Below are 14,498 nucleotides of genomic sequence, written 5' to 3'. Positions count from 1 at the left end.
ACGCGTGCTCGGGCGACCGACCATGTCCCAGCTCCTCGTGGATGGACCGTTGCCCCTGAACACTAGGGGCTGTCCGGCGTCGCGTGGGATGGATTTTCTCCGAGCGGCGGGAGTCGACGGGCCCGGCCGCGACCGTGACCGCTCCCGCTACGCTCGGACGACAGCCCCTTCCGCCTTGTCTCGCCCAGGAGGCCTCGCCCATGCCGGAGTTGGAGATCGATGTCGTCGTGTTCGACGTGCTCGGCACGCTCGTCGACGAACCCGCCGGTCTCCGTGCCGGCCTTCGCGAACTCGCCCCGTCGCTCGACCATCCCGCGATCGAGCGGCTCCTGTCGGTGTGGCAGGAGCACATCGAACGTGAGCAGCGTCGGATCGTCGACGGCGTGCGGCCGTACGTCACCAACGATGTCCTCGAACAGGAAGCCGCCCGGCTTGTCGCGGACGCCGCCGGTGTGGCCGACCCGAGGGCCGGGGCGGCGCTGGCCCTGTCGGCTCGGCGGCTGCCGCCGTGGTCCGACACCGTCGCCGGGCTCGCTCGCATCGCCGAGCGGTTCCCGCTGATCGGACTCTCCAACGCGAGCCGGACGGCGCTGCTGGCACTCAACGCCCACGCCGGACTGCGCTGGCACCAGGCCCTGTCCGCCGAGGACGCCCGGACGTACAAGCCGGACCCAGCGGTCTACCGGCTGGCCGTCACCGTCTCCGGGCGACCGCCGGAGCGCGTGCTGATGGTCGCCGCCCACGCCTGGGACCTACGTGGAGCCCAGGCTCTCGGCCTGCGCACCGCCTACGTCGCCCGCCCCGTCGGCGACCCGCCCACCTCCTCGGACCGGTTCGACCTGTACGCCGACGGCCTGTCCGAACTGGCCGACCGACTCGACAAGTGAACGATCCTCCGGCCTGCGCGCTCAGCGGCCCACGCGGTAGCGGATATGGGTGGCCTCCGGCGTGTCGACCACCCGGACGATCTCCAGCTCGATCCGCGAGGGCAGCACGTCGAACAGCCGTCGGCCACTGCCGAACAGCACCGGGACCTGATGGATCTGCACCTCGTCCAGCAGCCCGGCCTCCAGCGCCCGCTGCGCCGTGTACGCGCCGTGCACCAGCACGTCCCGGTCGCCGGCCGCGGCCTTCGCCTGTGCCATCGCGCTCCCGATCCCGTCGGTCACGTACGTCACCAGCGGACGGCCGGCGACAGAGGGGCCCGGTGGCCGGTGGCTGACCACGAAGATCGGCACACCACGACGGTGATGATCTCCGCCCCAGTGATCGACCTGCTCCGCGGTCCGCCGTCCGACGAGGACCGCGCCGGTCGCGCTCACTTCGTCCATCAGCTCACCGGCCGGCCCGGACGTCCGGAAGCCTTCCTCGTCCGGGGTGAGGACCCATTCGTGGAGTCGGCCGAAGCCGTCGCCGCCGGGGTTGCCCGGTTCGTCGTGGGGACCCGCGATGTAGCCGTCCAGCGACATCGACATGTACAGCACCGATGAGGACATGACCTGCTGCCTTCCGATGGATCTCGATGTGTCGTGGAGCTGGACCCATCATGGCCGCGGAACTCATCGGTCACCCTTGGAGGCGTCCGGACCGCCTTCTTCGTGACGCGGCCGGTCCGGTTCTGTACGGAGCTGCCGCGAGGGACCGTCCTCCCGTGCTGGGCAGGAGCGCACGCGTGGATCGCCGGGCGGCATCGTGCGGTCGCCGCCCGTCAGGGCTGGTGGGTGACGCTCACCCGCACGGTGAGGGAGCCCTTGTTGTCCTGGGAGCAGGACCCGCCGGCGTCGTTGATGCCGAGTTGCAGGGTGCCGTTCCCGGTCGCCCTGAAGGTGAGCTTCCGCCCGACGGAGCGGACGGGGAAGTCCTGCTCGCCCACGAGGCGTGCCAGCAGGGTGCCGAACGGTGCCGCGGGCTGGACCTTGCAGTTCTTCGCTCCCTCCAGCGACCGGTCGGTGCTCGCGTCGTAGCCGGTCGGCCCGGTCATGGGATGGTTCCGGTGGTCGACCGTCCACTGGCCCGATACGAACCGCACGGTGACGCGGTCTCCCTGTTGGACGGAGAGCCTGGACTGCCAGCCGTCCGCCGCCTCGACGACCTGGCTGGTGGTCGTCGTCCGGGGATCCTCGGTGAGCGGCAGCGTCCCGGTGAGGAAGAGACCGCCCACGACGCCGGCCGCCAGGACCGTCGTGCCGGCCAGCGCCCACCACCCCCGCTTCGGCCCCGCCGGGCGGGACGCCGGATGCGGCGCCGGCCTGAGTGACGTGGTGTGGTGCGCCGTGGATCCGGTCGCCCCGGCCGGAACGAACCGCCCGTGCCCCTGGGTCACCGTGTCCGCGTCGGCCAGCCGGTCCGACGGCTGCGGTACGCGCACGGTCGCCGACGGCAGCGGCTCGGCGGACGTCTCCCCGGCCACCACACCTCGCAGCGCGGAACGGGCGACGGCCACCGAGGGGCGCTCGCCCGGGGGTTTGCGCAGCAGCGCCTCGACGACCGGGCGCAGCGGGCCGAGCCGCTCCGTCAGGGCGGGCTCCTCGTACGCCACCGCGTGCAGCGTCGCGGGCGCTCCCGGTCTTCGGAAGGGAGACCGACCGCTGCAGACCGTGGCGAGGGTCGCGCCCAGTGACCACAGGTCGGAGGCCGGGCCGCTGTCCGATCCCGTCACCCGCTCGGGCGCCATGTACTCCAGGGAGCCGACCAGTTGGCCGGTGCCGGTGAGGAACTCGCCGTCGTCCAGGGCCGCGATGCCGAAGTCGGTGAGGACGGCGCCGCCGTCGCGGCGCAGCAGGACGTTGGCGGGTTTGACGTCGCGGTGCAGGGTGCCGGCCGCGTGCACGGCTTCCAGCGCGTCGAGCAGTTGCAGACCGAGGGCAGCGGTGTGCTGCGGGGCGAGCGGTCCGGTCTCGGCGATCCGGTGGGCCAGCGAGGGGCCGTCGACGAGTTCCATGACGATCCACAGCCGGTCCTCGGACTCGACCAGGTCGTGGATGCCGACCACGTGGGGATGCGGTACCCGGGCGACCGCGCGCGCCTCGCGGACGGCGCGGCGCAACCGTATGCGGTGCTCCTCGTCGCCGTAGGTGTGCAGGTGCAGTTCCTTGGCGGCGACCGGTCGGTCCAGCAGCTGGTCGTGGGCGCGCCAGACGGTGCCCATGCCGCCTCTGCCCAGGACGTCGTGGAGGAGATATCGCCCGGCGATCAGTGGATTCGAGCCGCGTTCCGAACGCGTCGCCGCCTGGTGATCGCCGTTTCCGGATGTCACGTGCTCGCTCACGTTTCCTTCCCGGTGGCCTCGGCGCTCACCGGTCATCGCTCGTTCGGTCCGTCGTCGTTTGTTCGAACGGGGCTGAGCATAGCGGAGGGCATCGCGGTGACGTGCCGCCAACTACCGGGCGAAGAAAGGCGTTTGACGTCATGGTTCGGTCCCCTTGCGGCGCCGTGCCGCAGGACGACAGCCCGGGGCCGGGCCGACTTCTCCAGCAGGTCCCCATGCGACCGAATGGCGCCTTGTCCGCACCTGTGCGCGCCGGTCAGTGTGACGCTCGACCGATGACCGACCACCATCGGAGATCTCATGCTGCGGGTGCATTTCACCAGTGACGATCTCGCGCGGGTCCGGGTCGCGACGGCCCCCGACCCGTTGTGGGAGATCACCAACAGTTTCCAGGCACTCGTCTCCGCGCGTGATGGCGTACCGGCCGTTCGCGCGTGGAGACGGCGGACTCGATTACCGCTGCCGCCGGCCTGTGCGGCCCTCGCCGTGCTGTTACCTCCGCGCGGATACTCGCCCGACTTCCTCACCCCCGACCTCCGCGGATCCTTCGACCTGGAGAGCGCGCTCGACACCGTGCTGAGCGTCCCGCGCGCCTGGCTGCGGACGGACATGTCCAGACTGGCCGCGGGACTTCGCCGCCCCCTGCCGGCCGAGGTCCACGCCCTGGCCGACGGCGAGCCCTGGGCCCTGCGCGGACTCGGCACCGCTCTGCGCGCGTACCACCAGCACGCACTGGCTCCGTTCTGGGAGCACATCCGGGCCCATGTGGACGCCGACCGTGCCCTGCGCGCGCGGGCGGTGATGGACGGAGGTGCCGAAGGGCTTCTCGCGGGCTTCAGACCCGTGCTGCGCTGGCAGCCCCCCGTCCTGGAAGCCGACTACCCGGTCGAGCGCACCCTGCGTCTCGACGGCCGCGGGCTGTTGCTGCAGCCCTCCTTCTTCTGCGCCCGCAGGCCGGTCACCCTCGTCGACGGTGCCCGTACGCCCGTGCTCGCGTATCCCCTTCAGCACGGGCTCGGCGGGCCCGATCCGGCCGGAACCGCCGAACCGCTCGGCGCGCTCATCGGCCGGACGCGCGCCGCCGTACTGGAAGCCGTGGTGTCCGGCCGTACGACGAGTGAACTGGCGGGGAGGCTGGGCATCTCCGGGCCCGCCGTCAGCCAGCACACGTCCGTCCTCCGTGAGGCCGGGCTGCTGCTGAGCGTGCGGCGCAGCAAGAACATGCTGCACACCATCACGCCGGCGGGGCTCGCTCTGCTGGCGTGCGCGACGACCGCCCCGCCGACCAGGACGTTCGACACGACCCTGAAGCCACACCTTCAGGGTGTGGCCGTCCCGCGCCGCTGACGACAGCCTGTGGGGCAACGCAGAGCCGCTTGCCGCGGACGGGTTGGGGGGGGGAACACCGTGCACCGACGTGCCGCCGTCGTCGGCGTCGTGACAGCCGTACTGGCCGGCGCCGCCGCCCTCGGCCTGCTGATGGTGGACGGCTCGGCGCCGGGCGACGAGACGCCGGCCGCCCGCCCCTCGCCCACGGGACCCACGCGCGAGCTGACCGCCGCCGAACAGAGCCGCGTCGACCAGGCGGAACAGACACTCGTCAAGGCCTGCATGAAGAAGCGGGGATTCTCCTACTGGGTCCTCGCCCCGCTCGCTCCGGAGGACCTGCGCGCCTTCGAGCACCCCTTCGTACGCGCCGACGTCGTCTGGGCGCGGGCGCACGGGTACGGCGGAGCGATACAGCGGAGCTTCTTCGTCATGAAGAAGAGCGACCCGAACATCGCCTACCGGGGCGGCCTGCCCCGGGCGGCACGGGCTCGCTACCTCACCGCCCTGAGCGGCGGACCGGACACGCCGGTGCTCTCCGTCCGCCTGCCGGCCGGCGGCTCCATCCGGACGGCGGTCGGCGGCTGCGAGTCCGAGGCGAGAGAGAAGCTGTACGGCGACGTCGAGACGTTCTTCCGTGCCGACAAGGTCGCCACCAACCTCCGGGCGCTGTACGCGCCACGACTCGTCGAGGACCGCCGCTTCACCGACGCGCTGCGTGCCTGGTCGCACTGCATGGACCGAGAGACCGGACATGCCTACGCCGATCCGGAGGCCGTACAGACCGACCTGCCGAAACGGACCGCCGGGCTGAGCGACACCCGGGCCGACGCCGTCGAGGTGCGGCTGGCCCTCGCGGAGGCCACCTGCGCGCGTACGTCCTCGCTGGCCGCGACCGCGGAACGGCTGGATCGGGAATACGGCGATCCCGTACGCCGCCGCTACTCCGACGAGATCCGCACCAGCGAAGCTATGCGGCTGGCCGCTCTCGCCGAGGCCGACAGGATGCGCGCCGCCGCCAACTGACCGTTCCACAAAGAGATCACCACGCATCTGAGGGAGAGACCATGCGAAAGATCCGGGCCGCCCTGGCCGCCGCCGGACTGACCATCGCCCTGGGCACCGCGCTGCCGGCCACGGCCGAGGCCGCCCCGGCCGGCGCCCAGGGGCCCAACTGCGACGCCCAGTACAACGCGCACCGGGAAGACGGCAACATGCGCGCCTACCTCCTGACGGACTGCGCCACCCTGCTCGGCACGGCCGCGGGCAACGACGCGAACTGGGGAGACGGTTCCGGCACCTTCACCGGCGCCGACGACAACTTCGCCTGGTCCATCCTGAACACCGGCACCTACTCCGGCGGCGTCAACAACGTCCAGTTCTACAACCTCGCCAACTACGGCGGCGGAACCGGCTGTCTCGCGCGCGGCGAACTCTACGTCGACGACCTGCGCGACAACGTCTTCAGCGACGGATCACGCGCCTCCAACGCCATCAGCTCCCACCGCTGGTCCTCCGGCTGCACCAACCGCTGGACCTGAGCACCCTCTTCACGAGCCCGGCCCGCCCCACATCCGTGCGGCGGGCCGCACGCGTCGACGGCTGCCGGCCGGAGGCGACGGCCGGGGGCGACGGGGATCGGTGCCGGACCGGGTTCCGCACGCACGTATCTGCATGCTCGGTGCGAGGCGGGGTAGGCGCGGCCCATCAGCTCGAACACAGGGCACCGACCGGCTGAGGAGAGCACAGATGACGGCGACGATCGCACAGGCGGCCAACGACCAGGCGATGGCAGGGCTGCCGGAGGTCGTCGCACCCGGCAAGGTGGCACCCAAGGACGCCAGGGTGTTGTCGAAGCTGTTCTTCGAGAAGCTGATGGTGCTCGAAGAAGGCACCCCCGAGCACCAGTACGCGCGCAACACGCTGATCGAGATGAACATGTCCCTGGTCCGCTTCGCGGCCGGCCGGTTCCGCAGCCGGGGGGCCGACGGGATGGAGGACATCGTCCAGGTCGGGGTCATCGGGCTGATCAAGGCCATCGACCGGTTCGAGATATCCCGCGAGGTGGAGTTCACCTCCTTCGCCATCCCGTACATCGTCGGCGAGATCAAGCGGTTCTTCCGGGACACCTCCTGGTCCGTGCACGTGCCGCGCCGCCTCCAGGAAGCCCGGGTCCAACTGGCCAAGGCCACCGAGGAGCTGCGCAGCCGCATGGGCCGGACCCCCACGGTCAAGGAGCTGGCGGAGCTGATGGACCTGACCGAGGACGAGGTCATCGAGGCGCGGGTCGCCGCCAACGGCTACAACTCCTCCTCCCTGGACGCCACCATCGGCGGCGGTCCGGACGGCGAGACCGTACTGGCGGACTTCATCGGATCCGACGACGCGGCCATGGAACTGGTGGAGGACTTCCACGCCCTGGCACCGCTGCTCGCCGAGCTCGACGAACGCGAACGGCACATCCTCCACTGGCGGTTCGTCGAGGAGCTGACCCAGGCGCAGATCGGCGAGCGGCTCGGCTGCTCCCAGATGCACGTCTCCCGCCTGCTGTCGCGCACCCTGAAGCGCCTGCGGGAGGGCATGCTCACCACCAGGTGACCAGAGCCGAAACCCCTGACGACCGTTACCTGCCACGCCGGCAGCCCGCGGCCCGGCGCGCCGAAGTCCGCTGTGCCCGGGTGCGTACCCGAGAGGACCTGTGGTGAGTGAACACGGAGTCGCCGCGCCGGCGGCCGACGCCCATCTGGAGATCCTGCTGCGGCTGGTCGACGCGCAGCCGGAGGCCGCTGTGGCCATCAGTCTGACCACGCCCGGCGGCATCGTCGCCGGCAGCCTGGTCGGCTCCCGCGCCTGGGCCGACCGCTGGGAAGAGGTGGTGTCGAAGGCCACCGGGGCGGACGACCGGGCCGACCACGCGGCCCACCTGGCACACACCGTCCGGTCCGCCCTGGAACAGACCGAGGCGGAGCCGGGGACGGGTGAGGGGCTGCACGCGTTCATCCACCTCGTCGACGTCACGTTCCTCTCCGTGCCCGGGACCGCTACGGCTCCGCTGTGGCGCGGACGCGTCGGCGACGTGTCCGGCTGGTCGCTGGGCGCCCCTGCCGACCGGTCTCATGAGGACGGTCGCTGATCCGATGGCGCCTCGGCACCCCGCCCACCGTGACGGCGAACGACCGGGCCGGTTCACACGGCTCGCGGAACACGCTTCGAACTTCACCAGCTCTCCCGGCTTCTTCGGTGTGTGCCTCGTGCTCGTCGCCGGATCGATCACCGCGCACACACTGAAGCTGCCCACGCAGTGGCTGCTGGTCGTGGGCGAGGCGATGTCCGCCGTGTCGCTGCTGCTCCTGGCCCTGCTGAAGAACTCCGAACGACGCGCCGAGCACGCCATCCAGCGCAAGCTCGACGCCATCGCCGCCGCACTGCTGGAGAGCCAGCGGCAGGAACCGGGCGCGGCCAGCGCGGAACTCCGACGGGCCATCGGCATGGAGAAGCAGATCTGACGACCTGACCGGGACGCAGCAAAATATTCCTTGACGCGAATATGCGTCATGGAGAATACTTGCCTGCATGGACGCACTCCTCATCGCACTGGCCGACCCGGCCCGGTGGCGGCTCGTGAGCCTGCTGGCCGAGCGGCCCCGCCCCGTCGGCGTCCTCGCCCAGCTCGCCGGGGCACGCCAGCCGCAGACGACCAAGCACCTGCAGACCCTCGAACGCGCCGGCGTCGTCACCTCCCGGCGCACCGGTCAGCGCCGCGTCTACGCCCTCCGGCCCGCCCCCCTGCGGGATCTCGCGGCCGCACTCGGCCGGCTCGCGGACCTCGCGGACCAGGCCGACGGCCCGTACGCGACCTACGACCGCTACGGGATCGGCCTCCAGGCGGAGCGGCTCGCCGCGCAGGAGTCGGGCTGGGCCGACGGCCGCTCCTTCAGGTTCCACCGGTCGCTGACGGGGGACCCCGGCCTGGTCTGGCGCCATCTGACCGAGGCCGCCCTGCTCGCCCAGTGGTGGACGCCCGACGACCTTCGCGTCTCCGAGCTCGTCTTCGAGGCGCGACCCGGGGAGCGGATCGTCCACGAGTACCGCGATGCCGAGGACACCGACGGCACCGACCCGGTCGCCGGACGCGCGGAGGGTGTGGTCGTCGACGTGCGCCCCGGTGAGCACCTGGCCTACCGGCTCTCCCCGCTGCTTCCCGACGGGGCCCTCGCCTTCACCTCCCACGTCGACTACGCCCTCCGGCCCACCCGCACCGGCACGGACCTCGACGTCCACTTCCGGATCACCGACAGCACCATCGACTCCGCGGACTTCGTCGCGGGCATCGAGATCGGCTTCGGCCAGAGCCTCGACAAGCTCGCGGCGACGCTCGCCACGGACCCGCACGACGCCGTCGACAGTGACAGTGACGGCGTCAAGGGCGAGAGCAGTGACCACGACGGCAGCGACAACGACCGCGCCGACACCGACACAAGGGGTACGACATGACAGAGCAGGCCGGCGGCCGCAGGGTCGTCACCAACATGAGCCTCTCCCTCGACGGCCACTACGCCCGGCCGGGCAGGCCCGAGGACATGAGCTGGGTGATGCCGTACGCCCACAGCGACGTCGCCCGCGACCTTCTGACCAGCCTCTGGGAACCGGCGACGACGGCGCTGCTCGGGCGGGTCAACGCCGAGGGGTTCCTCGGCTTCTGGCCCACCGTCATCGGCATGGAGGGTGTCGACCCCCGCGACGAGGGCTTCGCCAAGTGGCTCGTCGACACCGACAAGGTGGTCCTCTCCTCCACCCTCGGCGAAGCGCCCTGGGAGCGGACGACGATCGCCGACAGACCGGCCGCCGACGTGGTCACAGACCTCAAGGCCACCGAGGGCGGCGACATCCTCGTGCTCTCCAGCGCAAGCGTCATCAAGGCACTGCTGGCGGCCGACCAGGTCGACCGACTGGCCCTCACGATCTTCCCGGTCTTCCTCGGCGGCGGACCGCGCCTCTTCGACGACGGCCTGCCCGAGGGGCAGTGGTCGCTCGCCAGCCAGAGCGCGGGCGAACACGGCACGCTGGCCCTCGTCTACGACCGAGTCCGCTGAGCCGGCCGCGGCACGGGTACGCCGACTGCGAGCGACAAGGCGATCCCTGCCACCCGCCGCGCGCGACTACTTGCTGTGCATGATCTGGATCAGGTTGCCGCAGGTGTCGTCCAGGACCGCTGTGGTGACCGGACCCATCTCCTGCGGTTCCTGGGTGAAGCGCACCCCGAGCCCGCGCAGCCGGTCGAACTCCGCTTGTACGTCGTCCACGGCGAAGGCCGTCGCCGGGATGCCGTCCTGGACGAGCGCCGTCGTGTACGGCCGCACCGCGGGGTGGCCGGAGGGCTCCAGCAGCAGTTCGGTCCCGTCGGGATCCTCCGGCGAGACCACGGTCAGCCACCGGTCCTCGCCGCCCACCGGGACATCGTGCTTCGTCACGAACCCCAACACGTCCGTGTAGAAGCGCAGAGCCTTCTCCTGGTCGTCGACGAAGACGCTGGTCAGGTGGATTCTCATGGAGGTCTCTCCGGTGCGTCGGGTTGGCGGACAGCCCAGGCCGGGCGGGGGCGGTGCCTTGAGGACATCCTCCGCCATGACCACCCGGGAGTGCGACAGAAGGGCGCGCCAGCCGAAATTCGCTGCGGAGACCGGGGCGGGTGCTCCTACCATGAGCGGGTGACAACTCAGGTGATCGTGTTGAACGGCGGGTCCAGCTCCGGCAAGTCCGGGATCGTCCGATGTCTGCAGGCGGTCCTGCCCGATCCGTGGCTTGCCGTGGCGATCGACTCGCTGGTCGAGGCGATGCCCGCGTCCCTGCGGACCTCGGACGCGGGGATCGAGTTCGCCCCGGACGGCGGGGTGAACGTCGGTCCGGCGTTCCGGGAGCTGCAGACGGCCTGGATGGAGGGGGTCGCCGCGACGGCCCGCGCAGGTGCCCGGGTCGTCATCGACGACGTCTTCCTCGGCGGAGCGGCCTCCCAGCAGGGGTGGCGGAAGGTTCTCGGTGGGCTGGACGTGTTGTGGGTGGGCGTCAGGTGCGAGGCCGTGGTCGCCGCGGGCCGTGAGGTCGCCCGCGGGGACCGGGTGCGGGGAATGGCCGCGACGCAGGCGAAGCCGGTCCACCGGGGTGTGGTCTACGACCTGGAGGTGGACACCACGCACGCGGAGTCCCTGGAGTGTGCGCGGATCATCGCCGCCCGGGTCGCGTGATCGACGGCACTCCTGGCGGCCGTACGGGTGCGCCGGGCCGGTCCGGCGGCGGCGGACACCCTTGAACACCGGCCGGGACGGGCTTGCCCCTGACGTACGCGTCAGGGGTTAGCGGCACCGCACCCCGGCGGCGGACGCGGTGCCGTGCCGTTGCCCCGACCCTGCCCAGGAGGCCGAGCATGCCCGCAAGCCTGCCCCGCACCGCCCGCGAAGTCCGGCTCGCCGTCCTTCCCGAGGGACCCTCACGCGGGCGCAGCCGCGGACGCCTGGCGGAACAGACCCAACAGGGCCTGGGCCGACGGGGCGTCCGCGTCGAAGAACTGCGTGGCCAGTGCGGGCGGTACAGCCGTTCCGTGCAGGCGGACTTCGTCGCAGGTGAAGCAGAAGGCGGCCTCGAACAGCACCTGGTCGAGGGTGTCGTCGTAGGCCCGGACGCTCCAGCCCGGTGAGAAGCCGCAGCGGTGCTGCTCGCTGCCGGGCAGGTTCTCCATCAGGGCCAGGGCGTCGGCGGCCCGGCCCCCGACCCAGTGGGTGACCGCCCTGCCGGGGTAGGGAGCGTCACGCCGGGCCGGGAGCGCCGAGATCCTGACGACTTCGATCAGCACGGTGGCGTCGACGGCCGCTGCGGGGAGCTGCATCCGCACAGTCTGCCTGCCGGCCGTGCGACCGGGGTCAGCCGAACTGTCCGGGCTGGTAGTCGCCGGCGGGCTGCTGGATCAGGACGTTGGCCCGGTTGAAGGCGTTGATGAGGGCGATCGCGCACACCAGCGCGGCCAACTGCTCCTCGTCGTAGTGCTTGGCGGCGTCGGCCCAGGCCTCGTCCGTGACCCCGCCGGCCGCGTCGGCGATGCGGGTGCCCTGTTCAGTCAGCTCCAGGGCGGCCCGCTCGGCCTCGGTGAAGACCGTGGCTTCCCGCCATGCCGCCACCAGGTGGAGACGTACGGACGTCTCACCGGCGGCGATGGCGTCCTTGCTGTGCATGTCGGTGCAGAACCCGCACCCGTTGATCTGACTGGCGCGCAGCTTCACCAGCTCCTGGGTCGCGGCCGGCAGCGTCGAGGTCTCCAGTACCTTGCCCGCCGCGACGATGTGCTTGAAGACCTTGCCCATGGTCGGGCTGCCGAAGGCGTTCAGACGGGCGCTCATGATGATCTCCTCTGTGGTGGTCGGTGCTTTCACCGTTACGACGGCACAGCTCGGCAGGGTGTGACACGCACTTCTGTGACCTGCGCCACGTGTGATGGGCCGGCGGTAATCTGACCGCCGTGATGGTGGGCACCGAGGACACGAGACTGGTCGTTCTGCGCGGCAACAGCGCCTCGGGCAAGTCGTCCGTCGCGGCCGGTGTCCGTGACCGATTCGGCCGGGGTCTGGCTCTGGTCGGACAGGACAACCTCCGCCGGATCGTGCTGCGCGAGCGGGACCGGCCCGGTGCCGCGAACATCGGTCTCATCGACCTGACCGCCCGCTACGCCCTGGACGCCGGCTACCACGTGGTGGTCGAAGGGCTCTTGTACGCCGACCACTACGGCGACATGCTCGCCCGGCTCCGTGCCGACCATCGCGGCCCCACCCACGCCTACTACCTGCACGTGCCCTTCGAGGAGACCCTCGCCCGGCACGCCACCAAACCGATCGCGAGCGAGGTCGGCGAGGCTCAACTGCGGGACTGGTACCGGGAACTCGACCTGCTGCCCGGCAGCACCGAGACCGTCATCGGTGCCGAGAGCACCCTCGCCGTGACCGTCGACCGCATCATGTCCGACACCGGCCTGGCCGGGCTTGCGGCGTTCGAGCAGAAGCGCGGAGATGCGAGGAGAAGCGCCGGGAAGGGGACGACGTCGAAGCGTGCGGCACCGTGATCCCGGCGCGGCTCACGGGTCGAGGCGCAGTACGTCGAGCACGGTGAGGGCCACGTGGAGTTCGGCCCGCCGTTCGCCGGATTCGAGGTCGGTGTCGAGCAGGCGCTCGATGGCGCGCAGGCGTTGGTAGGTGGTTTCCCGGGAGAGGCCGCCTCGTCGTGCGGCGGTGGTCTTGTTGCCGGCGGCGTCCAGGTAGTGGCGCAGGGTCGTCATCAGGTCGGTGCCGTGCCGGTTGTCGTGGTCGACGAGGTGGCCGAGCTGTCGTTCGGTGTAGTCCTGGATCCGGGTGTCATCGCGGAGGGCGTACAGGAGGCGGCGCAGGCCGATGTCGGGCAGCTCGTGGAAGGAGCGGTCCGGGGGGAGTGGATGGCCCGGTGGGGTGGCCTCCGCGACGCGGGCGGCCGCGCGGAAGGAACGGGCGGTGTCGGCGAGGTCCGTGGCCTGCGGACCGACGCTCACCACGGCCCGCGGTGACAGGGCCAGGGCGGTGCGGCCGAGGCGTTCGACGACGGGGCGCCAGGGCCGGCCGGGGCGGAGGGCGAGCAGGACGCCGATCCGGCCTGGGCCCAGCTCGCCGACGAGCGCCGGGGTGCCGGTCGTGCCGAGTTCGCGGGACAGGCGTACCTCCGGTTCCGCGTCCTGGTCCGGTGCTCCGAGCTCGACGAGGACCGCGAGGAAACGGCTGTCCTCGGTGGGCAGACCGAGGGCGGCGCAGCGGGCGCGGGCGTCCTCGGGGGAGTGGTGGCGCTGTTCCACCAGGTCGTGCAGGGCGGTGCGGTGCGCGGTGCGTTCCCAGGGCGTGGGGTGGATGAGGCGGGCGACGGTGAGGGCCATCGCGGTGCGCTCCAGGACGGTGACGTCCTCCGGGCCGAAGCCCGTGCCGTCCGGGCCGGCGGGGAGCATCGCCAGTCGGCCCCAGCGTTCGCCCTGGTAGGCGACGGGGGTGGTGAGCCACTCCTCGGGGCCGTGCACGTCCGTGTGGTCGCCGGGCGGGGTCGCCCTGGAGCGTTGTTCCCAGTGGGTGAGGGCGTCCTGCACCGTGCTGCCGGACGGTTCGCAGATCAGGGCCTGGTGCACCAGGTTTTCGAGGATCACGGTGTGGCCGCTCATCTCCGCGGCCGTCCGGACGACGTCCTTGGGACCCGCCCCGCGCAGCGTCAGGGCGCTGAACGCCTCGTGGATGCGCTGGGTGCGGCGCATCGCGTCGGCCTGGTTGCCGAGGATCAGGGTGTGGACGACCTGGGTGACCTCCAGGAAGTTGACGTCCTTGGCGAGGGTGACCAGCGGGAGGCCGCGGGCCCGGCAGGCGGTGACGAGGGCCTTCGGCGGCCGGTGGTAGCGCCGTACGAGTTCGATGACCAGGGCCGCCGCTCCGACACCGGCGAGTTCGTCGACGTACCGGCGCACGCCCGCCGCGTCCTCGGGCAGGGGCATTCCGGTGGTCAGGACGAGTTCGCCGCCCTTGAGGAAGGAGGCGGGGTCGGTGAGTTCGGTGATGTGGACCCAGCGGACCGGGCGGTCGAGGTCGGTCACGCCGGTGACGACCTGGGGCTGTCCGGCGGCCAGGACGGGGAGGGCCAGGACGTCGGCGACGGTGAGCGTACGGCCGGGCGCGGTGGGGTCCGGGGTGTCAGGGTCCGGTGGGCGCGTCGTCGAGCGGTTGTCGTTCACGGTGTCTCCCTGCGTGCCCGGTCACTGTGGCAAGCGGTGCTGACCTGCGCAAGAGGGGGTCCACGCCGGTCACTGTGAGACCTGGCCCCCGCTGCGGTTGACACATCGTCCGAACACCGGGTCCCCGTC

The 14,498-nt window shown here is 71.6% G+C and carries 17 protein-coding genes; 11 read left to right on the top strand and 6 right to left on the bottom strand.

The window, feature by feature from the left end; translation table 11 throughout:
- Nucleotides 1-200 precede the first annotated feature (200 nt).
- A complete protein-coding gene (locus tag ACZ5VD_RS38470) occupies nt 201-887 on the top strand; it encodes a haloacid dehalogenase type II (protein ID WP_468685101.1) in 687 nt (228 codons plus the stop codon).
- 21 nt (nt 888-908) lie between these two features.
- Here the strand turns inward: ACZ5VD_RS38470 and ACZ5VD_RS38465 are convergent, their stop codons facing one another.
- Both ACZ5VD_RS38465 and ACZ5VD_RS38460 read right to left on the bottom strand, forming a co-directional pair.
- Nucleotides 909-1,496, bottom strand: a complete 588-nt coding sequence (locus ACZ5VD_RS38465) for a dihydrofolate reductase family protein (protein WP_468553792.1) — start codon at nt 1,494-1,496, stop codon at nt 909-911.
- Nucleotides 1,497-1,708: 212 nt separating this feature from the next.
- On the bottom strand, nt 1,709-3,268 hold the full coding sequence (locus ACZ5VD_RS38460) for a serine/threonine-protein kinase (RefSeq protein WP_468685099.1): 1,560 nt from the start codon (nt 3,266-3,268) through the stop codon (nt 1,709-1,711).
- A 300-nt stretch (nt 3,269-3,568) separates the two neighbouring features.
- Here ACZ5VD_RS38460 and ACZ5VD_RS38455 point away from each other — a divergent pair, with 300 nt between their 5' ends.
- The 8 genes from ACZ5VD_RS38455 to ACZ5VD_RS38420 all read left to right on the top strand — a co-directional run bounded on the left by ACZ5VD_RS38455 (nt 3,569) and on the right by ACZ5VD_RS38420 (nt 9,687).
- Complete coding sequence (locus ACZ5VD_RS38455; RefSeq protein ID WP_468685097.1) at nt 3,569-4,615, top strand: ArsR/SmtB family transcription factor; 1,047 nt, start codon at nt 3,569-3,571, stop codon at nt 4,613-4,615.
- Between the two features lie 60 nt (nt 4,616-4,675).
- Entirely contained in the window at nt 4,676-5,620 is a 945-nt protein-coding gene (locus tag ACZ5VD_RS38450) for a hypothetical protein (RefSeq protein WP_468685095.1), read from the top strand.
- A 41-nt stretch (nt 5,621-5,661) separates the two neighbouring features.
- A complete protein-coding gene (locus ACZ5VD_RS38445; protein WP_468553796.1) occupies nt 5,662-6,135 on the top strand; it encodes a hypothetical protein in 474 nt (157 codons plus the stop codon).
- Nucleotides 6,136-6,343: 208 nt separating this feature from the next.
- Nucleotides 6,344-7,192: an RNA polymerase sigma factor SigF gene (locus ACZ5VD_RS38440; RefSeq protein ID WP_468685093.1), complete on the top strand. Its 849-nt coding sequence runs from the start codon at nt 6,344-6,346 to the stop codon at nt 7,190-7,192.
- A 103-nt stretch (nt 7,193-7,295) separates the two neighbouring features.
- Complete coding sequence (locus ACZ5VD_RS38435) at nt 7,296-7,727, top strand: hypothetical protein (RefSeq protein ID WP_468553798.1); 432 nt, start codon at nt 7,296-7,298, stop codon at nt 7,725-7,727.
- A 4-nt stretch (nt 7,728-7,731) separates the two neighbouring features.
- Nucleotides 7,732-8,100: a low affinity iron permease family protein gene (locus ACZ5VD_RS38430; RefSeq protein ID WP_468553799.1), complete on the top strand. Its 369-nt coding sequence runs from the start codon at nt 7,732-7,734 to the stop codon at nt 8,098-8,100.
- A gap of 67 nt (nt 8,101-8,167) precedes the next feature.
- Entirely contained in the window at nt 8,168-9,088 is a 921-nt protein-coding gene (locus ACZ5VD_RS38425) for a metalloregulator ArsR/SmtB family transcription factor (protein ID WP_468553800.1), read from the top strand.
- Complete coding sequence (locus tag ACZ5VD_RS38420; protein WP_468685092.1) at nt 9,085-9,687, top strand: dihydrofolate reductase family protein; 603 nt, start codon at nt 9,085-9,087, stop codon at nt 9,685-9,687. Before ACZ5VD_RS38425 ends, ACZ5VD_RS38420 begins: the two co-directional genes overlap by 4 nt.
- Before the next feature lie 66 nt (nt 9,688-9,753).
- On the opposite strand, the gene ACZ5VD_RS38415 is transcribed toward ACZ5VD_RS38420, so the two are convergent.
- Entirely contained in the window at nt 9,754-10,143 is a 390-nt protein-coding gene (locus ACZ5VD_RS38415) for a VOC family protein (protein WP_468553802.1), read from the bottom strand.
- Nucleotides 10,144-10,314: 171 nt separating this feature from the next.
- Between ACZ5VD_RS38415 and cpt the strand changes: the two genes are divergently transcribed.
- The gene (gene cpt, locus ACZ5VD_RS38410; RefSeq protein ID WP_468685128.1) at nt 10,315-10,836 is read left to right on the top strand and encodes a chloramphenicol phosphotransferase CPT; all 522 of its coding nucleotides are present in this window, start codon (nt 10,315-10,317) and stop codon (nt 10,834-10,836) included.
- 242 nt (nt 10,837-11,078) lie between these two features.
- Here cpt and ACZ5VD_RS38405 read toward each other — a convergent pair whose 3' ends face one another.
- A complete protein-coding gene (locus tag ACZ5VD_RS38405) occupies nt 11,079-11,474 on the bottom strand; it encodes a hypothetical protein (RefSeq protein WP_468685090.1) in 396 nt (131 codons plus the stop codon).
- A gap of 34 nt (nt 11,475-11,508) precedes the next feature.
- Nucleotides 11,509-11,982, bottom strand: coding sequence for a carboxymuconolactone decarboxylase family protein (locus tag ACZ5VD_RS38400; protein WP_468685088.1), 474 nt, complete (start codon nt 11,980-11,982; stop codon nt 11,509-11,511).
- Between the two features lie 122 nt (nt 11,983-12,104).
- Between ACZ5VD_RS38400 and ACZ5VD_RS38395 the strand changes: the two genes are divergently transcribed.
- Nucleotides 12,105-12,698 (top strand): AAA family ATPase, encoded by a 594-nt coding sequence (locus ACZ5VD_RS38395; RefSeq protein WP_468685126.1) that lies wholly within the window; start codon nt 12,105-12,107, stop codon nt 12,696-12,698.
- 12 nt (nt 12,699-12,710) lie between these two features.
- Here ACZ5VD_RS38395 and ACZ5VD_RS38390 read toward each other — a convergent pair whose 3' ends face one another.
- The gene (locus ACZ5VD_RS38390) at nt 12,711-14,369 is read right to left on the bottom strand and encodes a PucR family transcriptional regulator (RefSeq protein ID WP_468685087.1); all 1,659 of its coding nucleotides are present in this window, start codon (nt 14,367-14,369) and stop codon (nt 12,711-12,713) included.
- Nucleotides 14,370-14,498: the final 129 nt, after the last annotated feature.

It is taken from the genome of Streptomyces sp. NPDC032822 (assembly GCF_055578825.1).
This window is presented reverse-complemented; position numbering and strand designations above follow the sequence as displayed.

Bases quoted from the DNA above. Each gene is read 5' to 3' on its own strand.
- ACZ5VD_RS38470 (WP_468685101.1), top strand. From the start codon at position 201: ATGCCGGAGTTGGAGATCGATGTCGTCGTGTTCGACGTGCTCGGCACG.
- ACZ5VD_RS38465 (WP_468553792.1), bottom strand. From the start codon at position 1,496: ATGTCCTCATCGGTGCTGTACATGTCGATGTCGCTGGACGGCTACATC.
- ACZ5VD_RS38455 (WP_468685097.1), top strand. From the start codon at position 3,569: ATGCTGCGGGTGCATTTCACCAGTGACGATCTCGCGCGGGTCCGGGTC.
- ACZ5VD_RS38445 (WP_468553796.1), top strand. From the start codon at position 5,662: ATGCGAAAGATCCGGGCCGCCCTGGCCGCCGCCGGACTGACCATCGCC.
- ACZ5VD_RS38440 (WP_468685093.1), top strand. From the start codon at position 6,344: ATGACGGCGACGATCGCACAGGCGGCCAACGACCAGGCGATGGCAGGG.
- ACZ5VD_RS38430 (WP_468553799.1), top strand. From the start codon at position 7,732: ATGGCGCCTCGGCACCCCGCCCACCGTGACGGCGAACGACCGGGCCGG.
- ACZ5VD_RS38425 (WP_468553800.1), top strand. From the start codon at position 8,168: ATGGACGCACTCCTCATCGCACTGGCCGACCCGGCCCGGTGGCGGCTC.
- ACZ5VD_RS38420 (WP_468685092.1), top strand. From the start codon at position 9,085: ATGACAGAGCAGGCCGGCGGCCGCAGGGTCGTCACCAACATGAGCCTC.
- ACZ5VD_RS38415 (WP_468553802.1), bottom strand. From the start codon at position 10,143: ATGAGAATCCACCTGACCAGCGTCTTCGTCGACGACCAGGAGAAGGCT.
- ACZ5VD_RS38405 (WP_468685090.1), bottom strand. From the start codon at position 11,474: ATGCAGCTCCCCGCAGCGGCCGTCGACGCCACCGTGCTGATCGAAGTC.
- ACZ5VD_RS38400 (WP_468685088.1), bottom strand. From the start codon at position 11,982: ATGAGCGCCCGTCTGAACGCCTTCGGCAGCCCGACCATGGGCAAGGTC.
- ACZ5VD_RS38395 (WP_468685126.1), top strand. From the start codon at position 12,105: ATGGTGGGCACCGAGGACACGAGACTGGTCGTTCTGCGCGGCAACAGC.